We start from the raw sequence: 17,166 nt of genomic DNA on the forward strand, positions 1-17,166 counted from the left end.
ACCCGCAGTTTGTTTATTACTAAACCTTTATTACACGTTTTTAGCGAGTAATGCTTTTACTCATTTTAAAGTTTTGTAATGTAAGTGAACTAACAGCGCCGCCAGTGTCTGGAAATGTCACTTCAATACTATTCGTTTTTGCAAGGTCGCTATAAGGTACCGGTATTTCAAGTACACCAAAGAAACGTTCGCGTCCTAACCCTCCATTAACCTGGTCGTACCCTCTAAAATCAGTAGGTACAGCGACTTTATTACCATTAACAGTAACCGTAGGTGTAAGCGACTTACCATGAGGACGACCAACACCTAAGCGTAATACTGCCTCGCCATTAGTTCCTTTATCAACGTTATTAATTGTAAAAAACTGAGTTGAGTTAGCAACAATATCTTTAACCACAGCACTTGCGTAGTGCTTAGTTTCTTGATTAATATTATTAATTATCACATTACTTTGATGACTAATTTTAATGATCATCGTTGACTCTGTGCCCAAATTAACTAAATCAGGTAATACTGTACTATCGTTATCATCAAGGACTGGTTTACCTTGAGCATCAGGATGTAAATGCTTAATGTTTACGCCAGTAACGCTATTAGAACCACCGCCTAAAACACTTAAATCAATATTGGTTGGTGAATTTTCAAGGCTGTTTAATACCAAATAAACATCTTTGCCATCAACATAAGCATCTGCTTGTATATCCAAATCACTCGCCCAGCTATCGATTCGCGTCCCTTTAATATCTGACCAAAGCTGGTAAAACTTAACCATTTCGGTGTAAACCCACTGCTCGCCGGTTTCACCTTCTCCCTCTTTAGCTTGACGTAGTAAACGCCAGTAATACGGAATGGTATCGCTTATACGGCCCCACTCTGCTTTTAATGGAATAAACGGTATGGCTTTATCAATACGGTTAGGCCTTTCCATAAAGCTCATAAGCATAGAGCTCATTGCTTTTAAACATAGCCAATCACGTTGCGGTGTCCATTTAGTGCCAAAAGACCCTTGCAGTTGCGATCCATATTCCGAAATGACTATTGGTTTAATACTCCCCCATTTATAAGCCATGTATTGCTCAACCATATCAAGAGTCGCTTCCATGTTACTACCTTTACGGTATTGCTCTTGATGTTGACCACCAGGGCCGCCTGGAAAGTTTGGAAAATCGTATAAGTGCATCGAAATAAAATCCATTTTATCTCCTGCAATATCTAGAAATGCCTTGTCGCGTTGCTTCCAATTATCAAAATAGTTTGCCCCTTTTTCATAATCAGGAAATGCCACTGTAAAACCGCCTACTTTTACATCGTTCAATGCTGAATTATTATGAACTACATCTGCAACTGAGTTATGTAGCCTAAAGATGTCATATAGACTTTCTTTGTCATAACCTTTATGAGGAAAGTCGTGTAGTTCAAATAGTGGCTCGTTCATAACTTCAAGGTATGTTGGGCGCTTTTGACCTAGAGTATCTGATGCGCCAGCTTTAAAGTACTTTTGTAAAAACTGCGCCATATAATCACCAAGCGCGGTGCCTAGTGGTTCGCCGGCAGTATCAGTTTGCGAAAAAGACCAGTTTTGGTTACCAATTTTAGTACCATCTGGGTAATAAGGGTGCTGCTGTGCTGCGACAATTAAATCACTGTTACGCCCTTCATGCTTTCGCATTGCTTTAGCTTCATCTGTGGTAATATTGGAGTAATTCCATTTAACACCGCCACCATTAGTTGTAGCCGTTACCGCACTTGCATAACCTGGTTTAGCCGAATCTTCTGGTAACTGTGTTAATTGATATTTCATGCTGCCGGTATCGCGGCCAAAATATACATCATAATTTTCTAAAAAGTTCGTCATTAAATTAGGATCAGCATTAGGCGCATTTAAACTTTGAGCATTATTTCCAAACCAGTCACTTTCGGTATTTGATGAATGTAATGTAATAAACTTACGACGATCAAAACTATCAAACTGACCCACCGCATGCTTAGTATCAATATTAAACTGTACCTTGACTGTATCGTTACTAACGTTTGCACCGCTATTTACTTGTTGCTCAACAACAAACTTACTTTGATTTGCACCACACTGCGATTTAACAACTAAATTACTACCGTCTGATGTGTTAGTTGGTTGAACACATTTACCTCCTGATACATGCTTAATAGCATTAGCCGACGTTTTAGTAAACTTCACTCGGTTATCAAAGTCACAACCCGACCACAAAACAAGTTGCTGTCCATCGACGGGGTTTGCTAAGCCGCCAGGGTGGACGCATAAACCCGACTTAACGTGCTTTATACTCCCACCAGATGTCCAGCTAAACCCTGCTGCATCACCGCTACAGTTATTGTTTAATACTACTTGAGTACCATTTACTGCATTATCAGCGGTTCTAAAACACATTTGTGAAGACGTTTGTTTAATAACAGTGCCAGCGTGTGCATTAAAAACGCTTGAAAGTAATAGCGCGCTCGAAATCGCGCAATACAATGAGCTTTTTTTCATTTTTTGTTACCTATCTTGGTGTGAAAATTAATCCTTTGTGTAAAGGCATCGAATTCACAATCAATATAATGTTAACAATTAACTGTATGCAACAGTAAATTAATGATTTGTTCAAATTTCACGCTTTAGTACCATAAATAGGCACGTGAATTTAAAGTTTAAATGAACAACATGAACACAATATTTATAGTTACAAATAATAGTCACTTATAACACACACGACAAAAAACAACCGTAAGCATATGTTACTAAATACTTTTTAATTTATCGGCATGAAATAAGTACAAGAATTAAATTTTTATATATGCACTTAGTTTTTTAAGAATATATTTTTTTACGACAGATTCGAATTGATATTTTAGAGGTTAAACTGTTAACAATTATTATATTTTATACTTAGACATTTAAGTAAATTGGAAGTTTTAATGAATGTAATTATTAAGATGGCTGGTCTAATTTGTTAATAAAGCAGTATTACCAAAACATTAACGAGTTTAGTTATGCACCCAGATATACAAAACAATCTTAAAATAAGACCTGCTCACATCGCCTCATTTATTGTGTTTTTATTAGTATCTATGTCTACACTTACCGCCAAAGTGTACGCCACAGATGCTGTATGGCCTTCAAAAACCACTTACAAATATGCAAACGTAAATGGTAAAAAAATATTTTATCGAGAAGCAGGCAAGCAACATGAGCAAACAATTGTACTTTTACATGGTTATCCGTCGTCATCACATAGCTACCGTGAGCTTATTCCGCTTTTATCTGGGCGTTATCATGTGATAGCACCTGATTATTTAGGCTCAGGTTATAGCGACCGCCCAAACCCAGAAACTCAAAAATATACTTTTGAATTACTAGCTCAATACGTTGAAGGGTTACTCACAACGCTTAAAGTAAAGCGCTACAGCCTATATATACAAGACTTTGGAGCGCCCGTAGGCTTTAGAATGCTGTTAAATAATCCTAATAAACTTGATGCACTTATTGTACAAAATGGTAATGCGTATTTAGAGGGGCTAACCCTACCGAGGCAAGCATTTTTTAAAGCCGCGAATGAAGATAGTTCGAAAGCTCAGCAAGATAAAATTTATTCGTTCACGTCTGAACAAGCCATTATTAATAAGCAGTATTTACGAGACGTACAAAGTAACCCAGAAGTGATGAGCCCAGATAGCTGGACGCACGATCTTCACTTTTTACAAACCAAAGCCGATAGAGTAATTCAAGTGCAATTGCTACAAGATTACTACAACAACCTTCTCGACTATCCAAAGTGGCAAGCTTATTTACGCAAGTACCAACCACCAACGTTAATTGTATGGGGTAAAAACGACCCAGCATTCATAGCCGAAGGCGCTAAAGCATACTTAAAAGATGTACCGAACGCTGAACTCTATTTACTCGATTCAGGGCACTTTAGCGTTGAAGAAAAACCAGTAGAAATTGCAAAGTACATTATCGACTTTATGAATAAGCTAGCTCAATAGTAAGCCTTTTATTTTGGTTTAGTATTTATAGCGAACATAAAAAAACGCTGAGGGTATAAACCATCAGCGCTTTATTAAGCTCAAGCTAAATCCACAAAAATCACATTTAATATGGATAAGTTATACTTTTATGTATTTAACCTTCTTCTTCAATAAGCGACTCTAGTAGGTCGTGTATTTCAGCTTTAAGCTCTTTGTCTTCAATTTTATTGGCGCTGACTTTAGCATTTTGAAGGTTTTTAATAGCTTCATCTTTTTGGCCAAGCTCAAGCTGTAATGTAGCCATTGAAAAAGAAACCGACGACATGTGATCTTTGTTATTAATCGCAATCGACTTTTCTAATGCTTTTTCGTAAGTAGTAATTGCCTCTTCTAACTCTTCGGTAAAATCAGCTAAAGTTTCCCATTGTACAGGGTGATCTTTTGAGGTGTTTTCGTTTTCAATACAAATAGCTTTTAATTGAGCAAATAACGACTCAAACTTTTCACGGTTATTTTTGTTAGCCGCCGCCATTAAATCTTCTGCTAGATCATGTACCGCTTTATATACTTTTGTATTCATCATCACTGGTTATCCTTTAATGCAGCTAAACTCATTTACTCACTCAATTTAGCTAAAATGTATCATTACAGTCATTATAAAACGTATTTAAACAACTGATTTATTTAATTTGGTGTATAGCGTAATAATACATTAATAATGAACATCGCGTAGGCGTTAAACACTCTGAGATTAAACTTTATCGCAATTACTCTTGGTAAACTTACACGCTGAATAAACTTGCAACCCAATCCAACGTAAAAATGGTCGTAAAGACTTTAAGTGCAATGACAACTAAAAATAATAGGATGATTGCCGCTTTGGCTTTGCTACTTTTAAGATTGTTCCAATACAATAGCTTTGCATTAAATTCTGTTTTTAACTTAGTGACAGCCTCCTTCATAATAACGCCCTGCTTAGGTATCTGCGCTCAGCAACATTTAACAATCACACAGTTGCTCAAGCGGGGTTTGTAATATTTTTCGCTACCTTTAGAGTAAACCATTAAATAAAGCCTGTACTATATAAAATGTAACAAAGGGTTTTAACTTAAGTTATTGTATCTAACTATTGTTTACACACCCAAAAATTAAAGGATGGGTAAATTCAGTAGAGCGTTAATAATAAATTTGGTGCTACACTAATAACTAACTTAAACTCGTTAACAGCCAACCAAATTAGCAAATTATGAAAGAATGCAACCAGTGTGGTAAATGCTGTATTAAATATGGCGGCGGCGATTTAAGCGCAACGAAAGAGGAAATAGATTTATGGGAGCTCTTTAACCCCGAAATTTATGAATACGTTAAAAACAACGAAATTTGGTTTGACCCAAAAACAGGCTTAAGACTTCAAGTGTGCCCATTTTTAGAAATTGCGCCTAAAAAAGATCCTCTCGCTAAAAATATGTATACCTGCAGTATTTACCTCGACCGCCCAGAGGACTGTCGCCACTACCCAAGCCTCATTCCTGAAATGATCAGAGACGAATGCGAAATGATTGAACCTATCGACATAAAAAATCAAACCAGGGCTCAACATAAACTAGATATACTTATGATTGATAGTCGGTAACTCTCTTTTAAACTGCAACAGGTTATTGGTTATTTTTTTATTTTTAAATAAGAGTAAACGTGTATACCAACAACCTATAGCCACAACAATAGAGCCAAAGCAAATTACAAATAAGGGTATTATAGGCTCATTCCATCCCATTGGAATAATTATAATAAATGGAGTTACACTCGCTAAAAGAACCATAGGTAAATTAAAAACATTAAATTTTTTTAATAAAATTGATATTGGTACCCCATAAACAAGTAGTGCGGGATAAACATAAAATAAGCTTCCGCCAACCATTAAGGCATCTGTTTTCTTTTCGGCCAATAGCACAAGTAAATATAATACACATAAAGATCAATCACTAATGCATACGAATTATGCCATCTATTTTTAAAATTTAATAAGACTTCTGTGATAATTAAAGATTGTCTATGAATTTAAAAAGCGGACGAATAACAACTAAGGCCACTAATAATTAGTGACCTTGCTTTTTATATCATAACAAATAGTTAGTTTTTTAAATTAAATATCATCACTGTACTCAAACGCTTGGAGCGTCACGCTGCTAACAAATCCGCCATCATCAGGATATGTAACTAATATTGTATTATTGGTTTTTAACAGCTCGTTTGGTACTTCGATTTCTAGCATACTAAATACTTGTGGGCGAAATACTTGCTCATCACCGGCATAATCGGTTGGTACAGTAACTAAAGTGTCATTTACTTTAACGATAGGTTGTTGAGCTAAATCATGCTCTCTACCAAAACTTAAACGCAATATACCTTTACCATATTCACTTATTTTTACATCGTTAATGTTAAATTTAAGCGCTGTATTGGCTTTAATTGCCTGTTTGTAGGTTGTTGCATAGTATTTATGCTCGTCAGACTCAGCAATAATTTTTATATTGTCGCTGAACGTATATTCAATAATTACTGTGGCTTCTGCGCCTATGTTAATGCTTTTTGGTAACTCATTTTTTACACCAATATTTTGTGATGTTGTTGTAAGTGTTGGCTCACCATTAGCAAAGTGCAAGTGCTTAATTTTAATGTTATTAATCGGATTGCTTGGTAGCTCTGTTAAATTTAGCAAGGCGCTATTAGCACTTGTTTCTAAATTACTGATAATTACATATGCTTTGTTATTGTTTACATAACTATCTACTAGTAAGTCGGCTTCGTTTGATTCAGTATTAACACGTGTGCCATTTACATCTGACCACAATTGATAAAATTTAATAATGTCGGTGAATACATATTCATCGCCTGTTTCACCTGTTTTTTCGTCATTGTGGCGTAGTAAGCGCCAAGCATAATCGCGTCCCTCATTACCACTCCACTCTGCTTTTGCTAAACTAAATGGAATGGCTTTAAGTATGAGATTCGGTTTAGCCATAAATTGTATCATCATAGGGCTAAACGATTTCATAGTTTGCCAGTCATTTATTGCAGTCCATGGCGTTGCTTCTGTTTTATGGTCACGCCCGCCGTATTCCGAAATCATGAAAGGTTTTACCTTACCTAGTTTAAGCTTTTCGTATTGCTCCATCATATCCATAGTGGCTTCTATACGGGCTCCTTTAAAGTTAGCAACGCCTTTATCGCGGTTTAAGTAGCCAAAGTCATAAAGGTGAATCGAAAAATAATCCATGTATTCACCGCTGGTATCTAAAAATAGCTTCATTCGCTCATCCCAACGATTGAAATTGTTATCGTCAAACCATGGAAAGGCAGTGGTGTACCCACCAATCTTAATACTTGTATTAACTTTTCGTATGCCTTGGGCTACTTCGTTATGAAAAATAAATGTATCGATAGGCTTACCGTGATGTACATCAACAAGTTCGTAAAGTGGCTCATTAAGTATTTCAAGGTATTGTGGGCGTGCTGGGCCTTTGTTCGGTCCTTGGTTGTCATTTCGATAAAATTCATTTACAAAATGTCCCATGTATTGACCCACGGCATCGGTATTAGCAAAGCTCCATTCGCCTTTGCCTTTATGATTACCAATCCAAAACTGATTAATTTGCCCGCCTATCATTACATGGGCTCTATTGTCGTATTTATGAAGCTTCGACAACGTTTTACCATAATAATCTTCGCGAGCAGTTTTGCCATAAGCAGCGATACTCTCAGGGCTTGCGTACCCTAGATTATTTGGGTTTTGCTCAACTTGAGTCGCGTAATACGGCATAGAACCGTTATCACGACCAAAGTACACATCAAGGTCGTTAAGTAAGTAGTCGAGCTTATCTTCTTCCCCCTTCCAATCGGTTGTTGTTAGCATCGAGTGCATAACAATATATTTGCTTCTATCAAAGGTTGATAGGCCGTCAATACTTCGCTTTACGTTTAAATTTACGGATACTTCTGGCTGTGCGACTAAATTGCTTGATGCAGTACATGCAAATGCAATTAAAAGTGAGCTAATGACTTTCATGGGTTATTTCCTTATTTTAATTGTGTGTGAGTTTTGCTTTCTAATTGAGCAAAAAAGATCATAGTTTTAGCTACATGTTCGTGCCAATACTCCCAGCAATGGGTGCCTGCAAAAATATCGAACGTATGAGGAACATTTTCATCAACTAGCTTTTTTGCAAGCGCAGTATTAGCACTAAAAAGTACATCGTCTTTTCCGCAATCAAATCGCAGTGGCGGTAATGTCTTTTTATTCGCGCTCAATGTTTTAAACACGTCGCCTTTGTACTTATCAGTGGTTTTTTTTAGTGGTTTTAGAGTGTGTTCATCAACAAAGTGATTAAAGTCGTCAAGCTCAGTAATTGATGAATGCGCTGATATACCGCTAAAAATAGTTGGATGCTTTGCACCTAAACATAATGCTCCATACCCTCCCATTGAAAGGCCCGTAATATAAATATTTGATGAGCTCGAGCACATTGGTTGAGTTTGAATAACAGCGCTAATCACATCATCAACTATCCATGCTTCATAATCTGCATTTTTAAGTGGCAAATACCCGCTGCCCTCGGCGTGCGCGCCATCTGATGGCATCACTAATACAAACTCGTTAAGGCCACTGCTACGAAGCTGCTGATACACTTTATGTACGCCCCCTAGCTGGCTCCACACCCAGTGGCTACCATACACACCATGCAGTAATACAATTATAGGTACATTTTTATTACTGGTTGCTTCTTGGTAAATGCTTATATCACCTCGCCCTTTTAAGTGGCTGCTATACGCGGTTAGCGTTACAAAGTTATCAGCGGTGTAGCTGCTATTTGATATTTCTAAACGATGAATTGCCATTTTATACTCCTTTAATCATCAAACACGACGACACCTTTAGCGATACGCCCTGCTAGCATGTCGTCAAAGCCTGTTTGTAACTCATCTAACGAGTAAGTTTTTGTGACTAGCTCATCGAGCTTGAGCTTTTTTGCGTCATAAAGGTCTAGTATTTGAGCAAAGTCGCGCTTAGGATTACATTGCCCGTAGAGCGGATTTATATAAATTTTATCCCACTCAAATAGTTCGCAATCAAAATCTATTTTTTGCTCAATGCCACTCACTTGTACCGCAACTCCCGCGCTGCGTATTAATGCTAATGGCGCTGAACCAAGTGCCGGCACTGCTGTACACTCAAAGGCATAATCGGCTCCGCGACTATTTGTTAGCGCTTTAACTTCGTTTATCATGTGAACTAAATCAGGGTCATACTTTTTAGCAAGTACGGTATGTGTAGCACCAAATGCTTTAGCTTGTGTTAATCGCTCCGGTGACAAATCAATTGCTATTATTTTAGCGGCGCCTGAAATTGCAGCCCCTTGTATTGCATTTAGTCCTACGCCTCCACAGCCTAATACGGCCACTGAAGAACCTGCTTTTACTTTAGCTGCATTAACTACTGATCCGTAACCGGTCATTACGCCGCAACCAACAATACTGGCACTTGGAAAAGGAATGTCACTGTGTATTTTTATAACTGCAGCAGCCTTAACGACGGTGTATTCGCTCATCGTACCTAAATGAAATGAGCGCTCTAAGCTATTGCCATTATGCTCACACGCTTGTTTACCTGCGTGTCCGCATAAACCATTGCCAGTTACGGGGCTATTTACTTCACAAATGTGTAAATTACCCTCTTGGCACTGGAAACACTCACCACACGGAATTGCCCAATTTAGTATTACTTTATCGCCGATAGTAAATTCCGTTATACCTTCGCCCAACTCAATAACGGTTCCTGCGCCTTCATGACCAATGATAAATTTTTTATTCCACGTTTTAATTGAATCCCAATCTGTATGACAAATACCTGAGGCTTTTATTTTAATTTTTACTTCGCCAGCACTTGGTTTTCCGACATTAACGGTATCGAAGAAAAAACCGCCTTTTCCATCTGCAATTGCAGCTTTTGCCTTGTACATGTAGACTCCTAAGTCTCTAAATATAAGTATTATGTTATGAAGCAACCGACAATTTACTGTGAACCGTTTTGTATAAAAGACGGTTACGATTTCGAAATTCATCATGTAAGTTATCTTCAGCACGATAGCTATTCATGTTTTATGCACTTTCATCAGGTGCATGAATTTATATTTTTTGAACAAATTGACGGCACTTATTTTTATCATCAAGGTGAATCGATTCTTTCTGATTTTGAGGCCGTTTTTACACCCGCTATGGAAACCCACGACTTTGCTTTAAATCCGCGCCCTAAATCTTGGTATATTGTGCAATTTATGCCTGAACGCCTTAATAATCAGGCCTTACAAGAATTTATAGAATTACTAAAAACTGGTTTGCATTTAAGCTTTAGCATTGAAATACAAAAAAGGATTCATAAGTTGCTCGCTTGGATGCTTAGCGAATTTAACGAAAATCCTAAAAGTAAAACCTGTGCTCAACTGTTTGATAGCTTAATCACTATGGTGTGCGAATATGGTAAAAGCAGTTTATCTAAGCAGCAAACGTCATTAAGTAGCTCAGCAAGTTTTAAAAAGCTTGCTCCGGTAATTAATGAGCTTAAAACAAATAACGGCCTTAACCTGTCACTTGAGCAAGCCGCAGCCCTTTGCCATTTATCACCTTCGTATTTTTCAAGGGTATTTAAAAAGCACTTTAGAGTGCCGTACTCCGACTACCTTATTCAGCACAAGTTATATAGCGCTGCCCGCTTACTTGGGCAAAGTGATGTTTCGGTGACTGATATAGCTTACGATTTAAGCTTTTCTAGCCCCTCGTATTTTATTAAGCAGTTTAAAAATCACTTTAAAGTAACTCCGCATCAGTATCGACAGCAGTTACGTCTCAAATAAATGAGGTTTTGCAAGCGATATCGTTAAGTCGTTCAATACTTTTTTGTTTACTTTTAAACTCTGCTTAATAGCTTGTGTGCCCAGTACATAGGCCTTTGCATGATTAACAGCTTCTACACAAAGTAGTGAATCATTATTAAAATACCAAAGAGAAAATTGATCGTTCGCTTCTTGGCGCTTAATAATCTCGTTATAGCCTTGTGATAAACCTACTATTTGTAATTTATATTCGTATTGATCTGACCAAAACCAAGGGAGTGCAGGAGCTGACGTATTATTTTTAGCTAAAAACTGCGCAGCAACTTTAGCTTGGTCAACTGCGTTTTGTACCGACTCAAGTCTGATCCAACGATTATAAATTTTATTAAAATGAATAGTGCAATCACCAATTGAGTAGATATCAGGGTGTGATGTTTGGCATACGTCATTTACTTTTATGCCTTGCTCAACCACCAGCTCAGCATCTGTTGCAAGTTGTGTATTTAGCCTTACACCTACGCCAATTAAAATAAAATCGGCGGGATACTCACTGCCATCACTACATTGCACATAATGTTTATTGTTTGTGTGCTTAATTTGTACAATATCTTTTGCTGTTTGCAGGTCTACCCCCTTCGTTTTGTGTAAATCAGTTAAAAAGTTAGACATAGCAGATGATGTGACTCGCGATAGTATTTTTTCTTGTTTTTCGATAACCGTTACTTTAGCGCCAAGTGCTATAAAGGATGATGCCGATTCAAGGCCAATGTAACCACCACCTATGATGACAACATCTTTATCAACACTTGAATTCAATGCTGTTTTTATCGCAACTGCGTCTGCGTGTGTTCGCATCGCAAAATAGTGAGGGTTGCCATATTCGTCAACAGTTTCACTAAGGCCTTTAATGGGGGGTATAAAGGGCGAGCAGCCAGTCGCGATCACTAATTTATCAAAATCTAGTTGTTTATTATTTTTAAGAGTCACTGTTTTGTTTTGCTTGTCAATTGCAGTAACACGTTCACCTAAACATAAATCTATATGGTTATCTGTATAGGTTTTTAGTACTTTTAAAGGCGTTGATTTTACCTCTAACGATTGCAGCGTTTTTTTAGAAAGCGGCGGCCTGTGATAAGGCAACTCTAAATCACTATCAAGTAATGTTATTTTACCTAGCCAACCTTGCTGGCGTAAGTTAAATGCAAAATTAACCCCACCATGGCTGGCACCAATAATTACAACACTTTGCTGCAGCCTGTTTGATTCTAATTGTGTGTTTTGCATAATGATGCCTATTTTATTAGTTAGCGACTACAAAGGTCATGCCATCAATAGCCTCAGTAACCTCAATTTGACAGCATAAACGGCTATACTGTGTAACGTTGTCGTCAAGCTCTAACATGTCGCTTTCTATTTCCTCTGGTTGACCTATTTTTTCAAAATCATTTGGAGCTACATAAATATGACATGTTGCGCATGAGCAAACACCGCCGCAGTCGCCATCAATACCGCTAACACCATTAGCGGTTGCAAGCTCCATTAATGAACCACTATCGCCTTCAACTTCAACTGCATCGTTTTTTTTGGTTATAAATATTACTTTCGCCATCGTATTAATCCTCTACTTTTACTTGTTACTGTATTTATTTAACTATTTTCTACGGTGTTTTTATTTTGATTTAAAGCTAACGTGCAGACTGTTAAAGCCTACCTTTCTTGAAAACTCACCGAGTTTTTCAATATTTTCATCTGCTTTTATTGTCTCTATTTGAGCAACTTTATTAGCAAGTGATAACACTAGTTGACGTAGAATTTGGCGGGCATGCGTTGCGCCCAAACAATTGTGATGGCTAAAACCAAAACTAATATGCGGGTTAACTTTTCGATCGAAGTCGACATTGTTGGGATCTTTGAATACCTTTTCATCGCGATTAGCCGACGCCCAACATAACGAAACTCGTGTGTCGGCTTTTATAGCGTGCTCACATACGCTTGTGTCTTGCGTAGCGACACGGCCCATTTGCGTAAGCGGCGAAAAATAGCGAATTAGTTCTTCTACGGCCCTGTTTAATATTTCAGGCTGATCATCAATACGCTTTAAATCGCTGATGTTTTCGCTAAAGTAGGCAATAGAGTTTGTGATCGCGTTTATAACGGTGTCGCGCCCCCCTGCAAAGGTGAGGATCATCACACCTTTTATTTCTTCTTTACTCAGCTTTTTACCGTTCGCCTCTGAATTTAAAAGCACTGAATATAAATCATCACCAGGGTTTAAAATGGCGTTTTCTATTTGCTCATCAATGTAGTTGTATAGAATATTGGCTTTATCGCCATCAAGGTCACTGCCTTCACTTCTAAATACATGAGTACCCCAATCTATCCATGTTTGTGCTTTATCCATTGAGGTATTAAGTAAAAGCGTTAACGCTTTAGATTGAAGTGGTAAAGCAAATTGTGACACCACATCAAACGACTCTGCTTTAAAGGCGTTTTCAATGGTTTCATCAATAATGGTTTGTAAACGCGCTTGGTAACATTCATCTAGTGGGCGTTTAAACCAAGGGTTTAATAGTTCACGAAAACCGCCGTGCTCAGGCGGGTCTACTTCAAATGGAATTTGGCGTGTTTCACGTATTGCCACTTCTGATGGAATTACAATACGTCCAGGTTTAGCACCCGATTGAAAAACAGCACAATTATGCGCTGCTTTTCGTACATCTTTTAAGCCTAAGATCATATTTACAGGATCGTTTTGGTCATCCATTTGACCCATTCCTGTTACTCTTCGTTGCTGTGCAAACGCATCGGGAAACTCGCTAATACCAGTTACTTTTGACGTCATAATGAAACCTAATTTCTATTATTAATCTATTTTTGATACACCATTTTAATCACAACTTAATGATACAAATACACGGATTTGGCTTAAAAATGGTAATTTGATGCTCTTTATTGCTATTTTTAAAATATAAAAAAAGCCAGCAATTTAAGCTGGCTTTGGTGGGGTTGTGAGAGCCCCTAACTAATTAATTTAAAGCATTGAAATAAAACTATTCTCGGCGTTAATTACAACCATCGGGTTTACAGCAGACTTAGCAATTTGGGTTTGTGTAAAATAATCAATAGTTGCAATACTAATCACAATTTAACTTTATAAAAGCGTCCACAAAATCAGTATTCATAAATTTAATCTTATGACAAAGAGGTAATTATTCATTCCTTGATAAATAATCTCTACGCTGAATTTGTGGACACACAACAACTCTTTTCTTTTGTTACTAATTTTTGTATTACGACTGTTTAATTAAATGCTTTTTCACTAGTTGAGGGTCAAATTCTACACCCGTACCTATTATATCTGGAGCGCATGCTTGGCCATTTTTAAGCCTTAAAGGACGTGTTGTATATTCATCTATAGGGAATGAATGAACTTCTAAAAAGCCAGCATGAGGCTGAGATGCTAACAGTGAGACATGTAACTCGTGCATGCCATGGCTACAAATTGGCAAGTTGTGTGTATATGCCATACTTGCCACGTGTAACCACCCCGTAATACCGCCAATGTTTGACGCATCAGGCTGTAAAAAGCCTAACTTAGCTTGCTCAATCGCATAACCAAACTCGTGCAATGTATGCAAATTTTCACCCATTGCAAGCGGTATTGAAGTCGCTTGTGCTATGCGAGCAAAGCCTTTGTAATCATCAGGTATAGTCGGTTCTTCAAACCAGGTTATGTCGTATTTTTCAATTGATTTAGCAAAACGAATAGCTTGCTCAACAGTCATTGAGTAATTGGCATCTACCATAAGTATTTTATCTTTACCTATTAGCTCTCTTACTGCGGCTACACGTTCTATATCTTCTTTAAAGTTGGGTTTACCGACTTTAATTTTTACTGCATTAAAGCCACGATTTAAATAACCATCTATATTACTAAGCAGTTTTTCTTGGCTAAAGTTTAAATCTATTCCGCCTGCATAGCATTTTGTTTGGTCACTGCTACCACCCGCAACTTGCCATAATGGTGCATTTAAGCGCTTACACTTAATATCCCACAGCGCTATATCAACTGCTGAAATCGCAAAGCTAAGTAGTCCACCTCGGCCAACATAATGAAGATCCCACTGCAATTTGTCCCAAATTGCCATGATAGACATTGAATTTTTCCCAATTAATCCGGGCTTTATTTCATCGTTAAGGAGTGAATAAATTGCGCGACCACCTTTGCCGCCAGTGTAGGTATATCCCATCCCTTCATACCCGTCGTGAGTCATAATATGCAACGCAATAACTTCAAAGTGAGTGTGATCGCCATGCTTTGCATCACTTAACACTTCTGCTAGCGGAATTTGGTAATACTCAACTTTTACACTTTTGATTGTTTGTGATGATACTTTCATTAAGCCACCGAATTAGTTTACATGACACTGTTCATTGTTAACAATTTACAACAGGTGTTTGTTGTTGTAAAGGTTATCTGTTTAATTAAGCGAAATTATCCGAAGGTCTGTTGATCTTTGAGAATTAAAATTTGTTCAAACTCGAGGCTATTTAATCGCAGCGTGAGATTTGTAACCTAGTGGCCTAAGTGAAAACCGAGCAAAGCTTCCGCGTCCTGCTCACGCCCCTTACCTTCATTCATGTAGGCAACAAAGAGTAAATAACCCCTATCAAGCGTGCTTATAGGGGCTTTAATTTAACAATAGAATAACAAGACTATTTTAAATCAAGTGCCAATAGCTCTGTATGCGATGTTATATAAACGCGGTTTTGTGATTGGTTAAACGTTAGATTAGCACTAATATTTGGCATTTCAATTTGAGCTAGTAGCTCAGCATTTTTATTAAATAACCATAACCCATTGGGACCTGTAGCAAATATAATCCCACTTTTATGTACCTTTAAACCATCTGGTAAGCCTTGGTCATGCTTAATTGCTGGTGGTAATTCTTGACATCCTCCCCCACCTCGCTAAGCGCCTGAACAAGTTCAGGAAAGGAGGGGGATTCCGATTAGTTTAAAACCATCGGGGCTTTGTGATCACTCACAATGCAAGTTCCTGCTTCAACAAGCTGACTAATGTCAATCTCTCCACAGGCTAGAACGCGATGACCTCGCGCTAAAATATTTAATGCGCCAACATGATCCGCATTATTTTGATAACAGCACTTCACACACTCAAACTTAGACTGCGTTAATCGGTTATCTTTTGATTGATGATCACACGCCGGACACGTTTGACTGGTATGTTTCGGATCAACAAAAATAACCTGACCGCCGAGCCAATCCTGCTTATATTTCAGCATCTCTTTAAACATTCCCCATCCTTGATTGAGAATGACGCGGTTTAAGCCAGATTTTTGTTTTACCATTTTTCCATACTGCTCACTGTTGCCTTTGCTGTTTTTCGTCATATTTCTAATTTTAAGATCTTCTAGCACGATGATTGCGTGGCTTTTGCTCAACTGTGTTGAGATCTTATGTAATTTGTCATGACGAATATTGGCAACTTTCGTATGAAATGTTGTGATCTTTGCTTTTAATTTTTTCCAGTTACTTGAAAATTTCACTTTTCTAGCAAGTTTCTTCTGTAATCGTTTGATCCTGATTGTCTGTTTACTGGTATCTATCGGCTCCACAAAACTGCCATCAGAAAGGGTAATTAGGCGTTTCACGCCTAAATCTCCGCCAATCATGGCGTTTGATGGGTGCTTAGGTGGTGCGACTTCTTGTTCAACTTGGATTGAAACAAACCAGTGCTTACCTTTTTGTGAAACAGTGACGTTTTTAGCTTTACCTAAAATAGCTTGGCTTTTTCTAACATTAACCCAACCGATTTTAGGTAAAAAAATACGTTTCCCATTCTTGTCGATTTTAAAGCCTTGAGGAAAACTAAAGCTATTCACCTCTCCTTTTTTCTTAAAAGTAGGCATCCGTTTGAGTGGTTGGTTTTTATCGAATGCGTCTTTAAAGGCGCGTTCAAGCTGTTTTAATGTTTGTTGGATAGTTTGTGCGGGCGATAGTATTAAAAAGCCATACTCCTCGCTTTTCTTCCAAAGTTTGGAAAAGAAATCCAACTCTTGGTAGTAGCAAATCTTTTGCTTATTCTGTAACTTAAATAAGTTAATCGCTAAGGCTTTATTCCACAAGAATCGACAATTTCCCGCATATTGCGCCATTTTAGCGTTAATATCGGGTGTTGTTTTTAAGCGGAATTTATAAGCTTTGCGAATAATCACACTGTTATTATATACAGTCAATAAAAAAGGAACAACCCATTTAGTCACTTCGCGAC

At 37.7% G+C, this 17,166-nt stretch carries 14 protein-coding genes and 1 pseudogene; 3 read left to right on the forward strand and 12 right to left on the reverse strand.

Features of this window, described 5'->3' with window-relative positions; all coding sequences use genetic code 11:
- Positions 1-40 precede the first annotated feature (40 nt).
- The gene (locus tag GQR55_RS00380) at positions 41-2,506 is read right to left on the reverse strand and encodes a ricin-type beta-trefoil lectin domain protein (RefSeq protein ID WP_165741213.1); all 2,466 of its coding nucleotides are present in this window, start codon (positions 2,504-2,506) and stop codon (positions 41-43) included.
- 500 nt (positions 2,507-3,006) lie between these two features.
- Between GQR55_RS00380 and GQR55_RS00385 the strand changes: the two genes are divergently transcribed.
- The gene (locus tag GQR55_RS00385) at positions 3,007-4,002 is read left to right on the forward strand and encodes an alpha/beta hydrolase (protein WP_166419039.1); all 996 of its coding nucleotides are present in this window, start codon (positions 3,007-3,009) and stop codon (positions 4,000-4,002) included.
- Between the two features lie 136 nt (positions 4,003-4,138).
- Here the strand turns inward: GQR55_RS00385 and GQR55_RS00390 are convergent, their stop codons facing one another.
- Positions 4,139-4,567 carry a hypothetical protein gene (locus GQR55_RS00390; RefSeq protein WP_007586178.1) on the reverse strand — a complete coding sequence of 143 codons (429 nt, stop codon included), beginning with the start codon at positions 4,565-4,567 and terminating at the stop codon, positions 4,139-4,141.
- Positions 4,568-5,230: 663 nt separating this feature from the next.
- On the opposite strand from GQR55_RS00390, the gene GQR55_RS00395 reads away from it, so the two are divergent.
- On the forward strand, positions 5,231-5,617 hold the full coding sequence (locus tag GQR55_RS00395) for a YkgJ family cysteine cluster protein (RefSeq protein WP_007586180.1): 387 nt from the start codon (positions 5,231-5,233) through the stop codon (positions 5,615-5,617).
- On the opposite strand, the gene GQR55_RS00400 is transcribed toward GQR55_RS00395, so the two are convergent.
- The 4 genes from GQR55_RS00400 to GQR55_RS00415 all read right to left on the reverse strand — a co-directional run bounded on the left by GQR55_RS00400 (position 5,588) and on the right by GQR55_RS00415 (position 10,001).
- On the reverse strand, positions 5,588-5,929 hold the full coding sequence (locus GQR55_RS00400) for a hypothetical protein (RefSeq protein ID WP_166418992.1): 342 nt from the start codon (positions 5,927-5,929) through the stop codon (positions 5,588-5,590). The two genes, GQR55_RS00395 and GQR55_RS00400, sit on opposite strands and share 30 nt — an antisense overlap.
- A 198-nt stretch (positions 5,930-6,127) precedes the next feature.
- The gene (locus GQR55_RS00405; RefSeq protein WP_166419040.1) at positions 6,128-8,050 is read right to left on the reverse strand and encodes a beta-agarase; all 1,923 of its coding nucleotides are present in this window, start codon (positions 8,048-8,050) and stop codon (positions 6,128-6,130) included.
- A gap of 11 nt (positions 8,051-8,061) precedes the next feature.
- Positions 8,062-8,880, reverse strand: coding sequence for an alpha/beta hydrolase-fold protein (locus tag GQR55_RS00410; protein WP_165727460.1), 819 nt, complete (start codon positions 8,878-8,880; stop codon positions 8,062-8,064).
- Positions 8,881-8,891: 11 nt separating this feature from the next.
- A complete protein-coding gene (locus tag GQR55_RS00415) occupies positions 8,892-10,001 on the reverse strand; it encodes a Zn-dependent alcohol dehydrogenase (protein WP_166419041.1) in 1,110 nt (369 codons plus the stop codon).
- A 36-nt stretch (positions 10,002-10,037) separates the two neighbouring features.
- Between GQR55_RS00415 and GQR55_RS00420 the strand changes: the two genes are divergently transcribed.
- On the forward strand, positions 10,038-10,892 hold the full coding sequence (locus GQR55_RS00420; protein WP_240916816.1) for a helix-turn-helix transcriptional regulator: 855 nt from the start codon (positions 10,038-10,040) through the stop codon (positions 10,890-10,892).
- Here GQR55_RS00420 and GQR55_RS00425 read toward each other — a convergent pair.
- The 6 genes and pseudogenes from GQR55_RS00425 to GQR55_RS00445 all read right to left on the reverse strand — a co-directional run bounded on the left by GQR55_RS00425 (position 10,878) and on the right by GQR55_RS00445 (position 17,158).
- The gene (locus tag GQR55_RS00425; RefSeq protein ID WP_166419042.1) at positions 10,878-12,155 is read right to left on the reverse strand and encodes an FAD-dependent oxidoreductase; all 1,278 of its coding nucleotides are present in this window, start codon (positions 12,153-12,155) and stop codon (positions 10,878-10,880) included. The two genes, GQR55_RS00420 and GQR55_RS00425, sit on opposite strands and share 15 nt — an antisense overlap.
- A 16-nt stretch (positions 12,156-12,171) precedes the next feature.
- The gene (locus tag GQR55_RS00430; protein WP_166376291.1) at positions 12,172-12,480 is read right to left on the reverse strand and encodes a 2Fe-2S iron-sulfur cluster-binding protein; all 309 of its coding nucleotides are present in this window, start codon (positions 12,478-12,480) and stop codon (positions 12,172-12,174) included.
- A 60-nt stretch (positions 12,481-12,540) separates the two neighbouring features.
- Complete coding sequence (locus tag GQR55_RS00435) at positions 12,541-13,713, reverse strand: cytochrome P450 (protein WP_166419043.1); 1,173 nt, start codon at positions 13,711-13,713, stop codon at positions 12,541-12,543.
- Positions 13,714-14,161: 448 nt separating this feature from the next.
- Positions 14,162-15,271, reverse strand: coding sequence for a mandelate racemase/muconate lactonizing enzyme family protein (locus GQR55_RS00440; protein ID WP_165727455.1), 1,110 nt, complete (start codon positions 15,269-15,271; stop codon positions 14,162-14,164).
- A gap of 316 nt (positions 15,272-15,587) precedes the next feature.
- Positions 15,588-15,803, reverse strand: a pseudogene (locus tag GQR55_RS20130) (SMP-30/gluconolactonase/LRE family protein); the annotation flags it as partial.
- 80 nt (positions 15,804-15,883) lie between these two features.
- On the reverse strand, positions 15,884-17,158 hold the full coding sequence (locus GQR55_RS00445) for a transposase (RefSeq protein WP_346774244.1): 1,275 nt from the start codon (positions 17,156-17,158) through the stop codon (positions 15,884-15,886).
- Positions 17,159-17,166: the final 8 nt, after the last annotated feature.

It is taken from the genome of Pseudoalteromonas sp. Z1A8 (assembly GCF_011378855.1).
GTDB lineage: Bacteria > Pseudomonadota > Gammaproteobacteria > Enterobacterales > Alteromonadaceae > Pseudoalteromonas.

Coding starts and splice junctions, on each gene's coding strand:
- GQR55_RS00405 (WP_166419040.1), bottom strand. CDS start 8,050: ATGAAAGTCATTAGCTCACTTTTAATTGCATTTGCATGTACTGCATCA.
- GQR55_RS00380 (WP_165741213.1), bottom strand. CDS start 2,506: ATGAAAAAAAGCTCATTGTATTGCGCGATTTCGAGCGCGCTATTACTT.
- GQR55_RS00440 (WP_165727455.1), bottom strand. CDS start 15,271: ATGAAAGTATCATCACAAACAATCAAAAGTGTAAAAGTTGAGTATTAC.
- GQR55_RS00395 (WP_007586180.1), top strand. CDS start 5,231: ATGAAAGAATGCAACCAGTGTGGTAAATGCTGTATTAAATATGGCGGC.
- GQR55_RS00430 (WP_166376291.1), bottom strand. CDS start 12,480: ATGGCGAAAGTAATATTTATAACCAAAAAAAACGATGCAGTTGAAGTT.
- GQR55_RS00415 (WP_166419041.1), bottom strand. CDS start 10,001: ATGTACAAGGCAAAAGCTGCAATTGCAGATGGAAAAGGCGGTTTTTTC.
- GQR55_RS00410 (WP_165727460.1), bottom strand. CDS start 8,880: ATGGCAATTCATCGTTTAGAAATATCAAATAGCAGCTACACCGCTGAT.
- GQR55_RS00385 (WP_166419039.1), top strand. CDS start 3,007: ATGCACCCAGATATACAAAACAATCTTAAAATAAGACCTGCTCACATC.
- GQR55_RS00425 (WP_166419042.1), bottom strand. CDS start 12,155: ATGCAAAACACACAATTAGAATCAAACAGGCTGCAGCAAAGTGTTGTA.
- GQR55_RS00390 (WP_007586178.1), bottom strand. CDS start 4,567: ATGATGAATACAAAAGTATATAAAGCGGTACATGATCTAGCAGAAGAT.
- GQR55_RS00420 (WP_240916816.1), top strand. CDS start 10,038: ATGAAGCAACCGACAATTTACTGTGAACCGTTTTGTATAAAAGACGGT.
- GQR55_RS00435 (WP_166419043.1), bottom strand. CDS start 13,713: ATGACGTCAAAAGTAACTGGTATTAGCGAGTTTCCCGATGCGTTTGCA.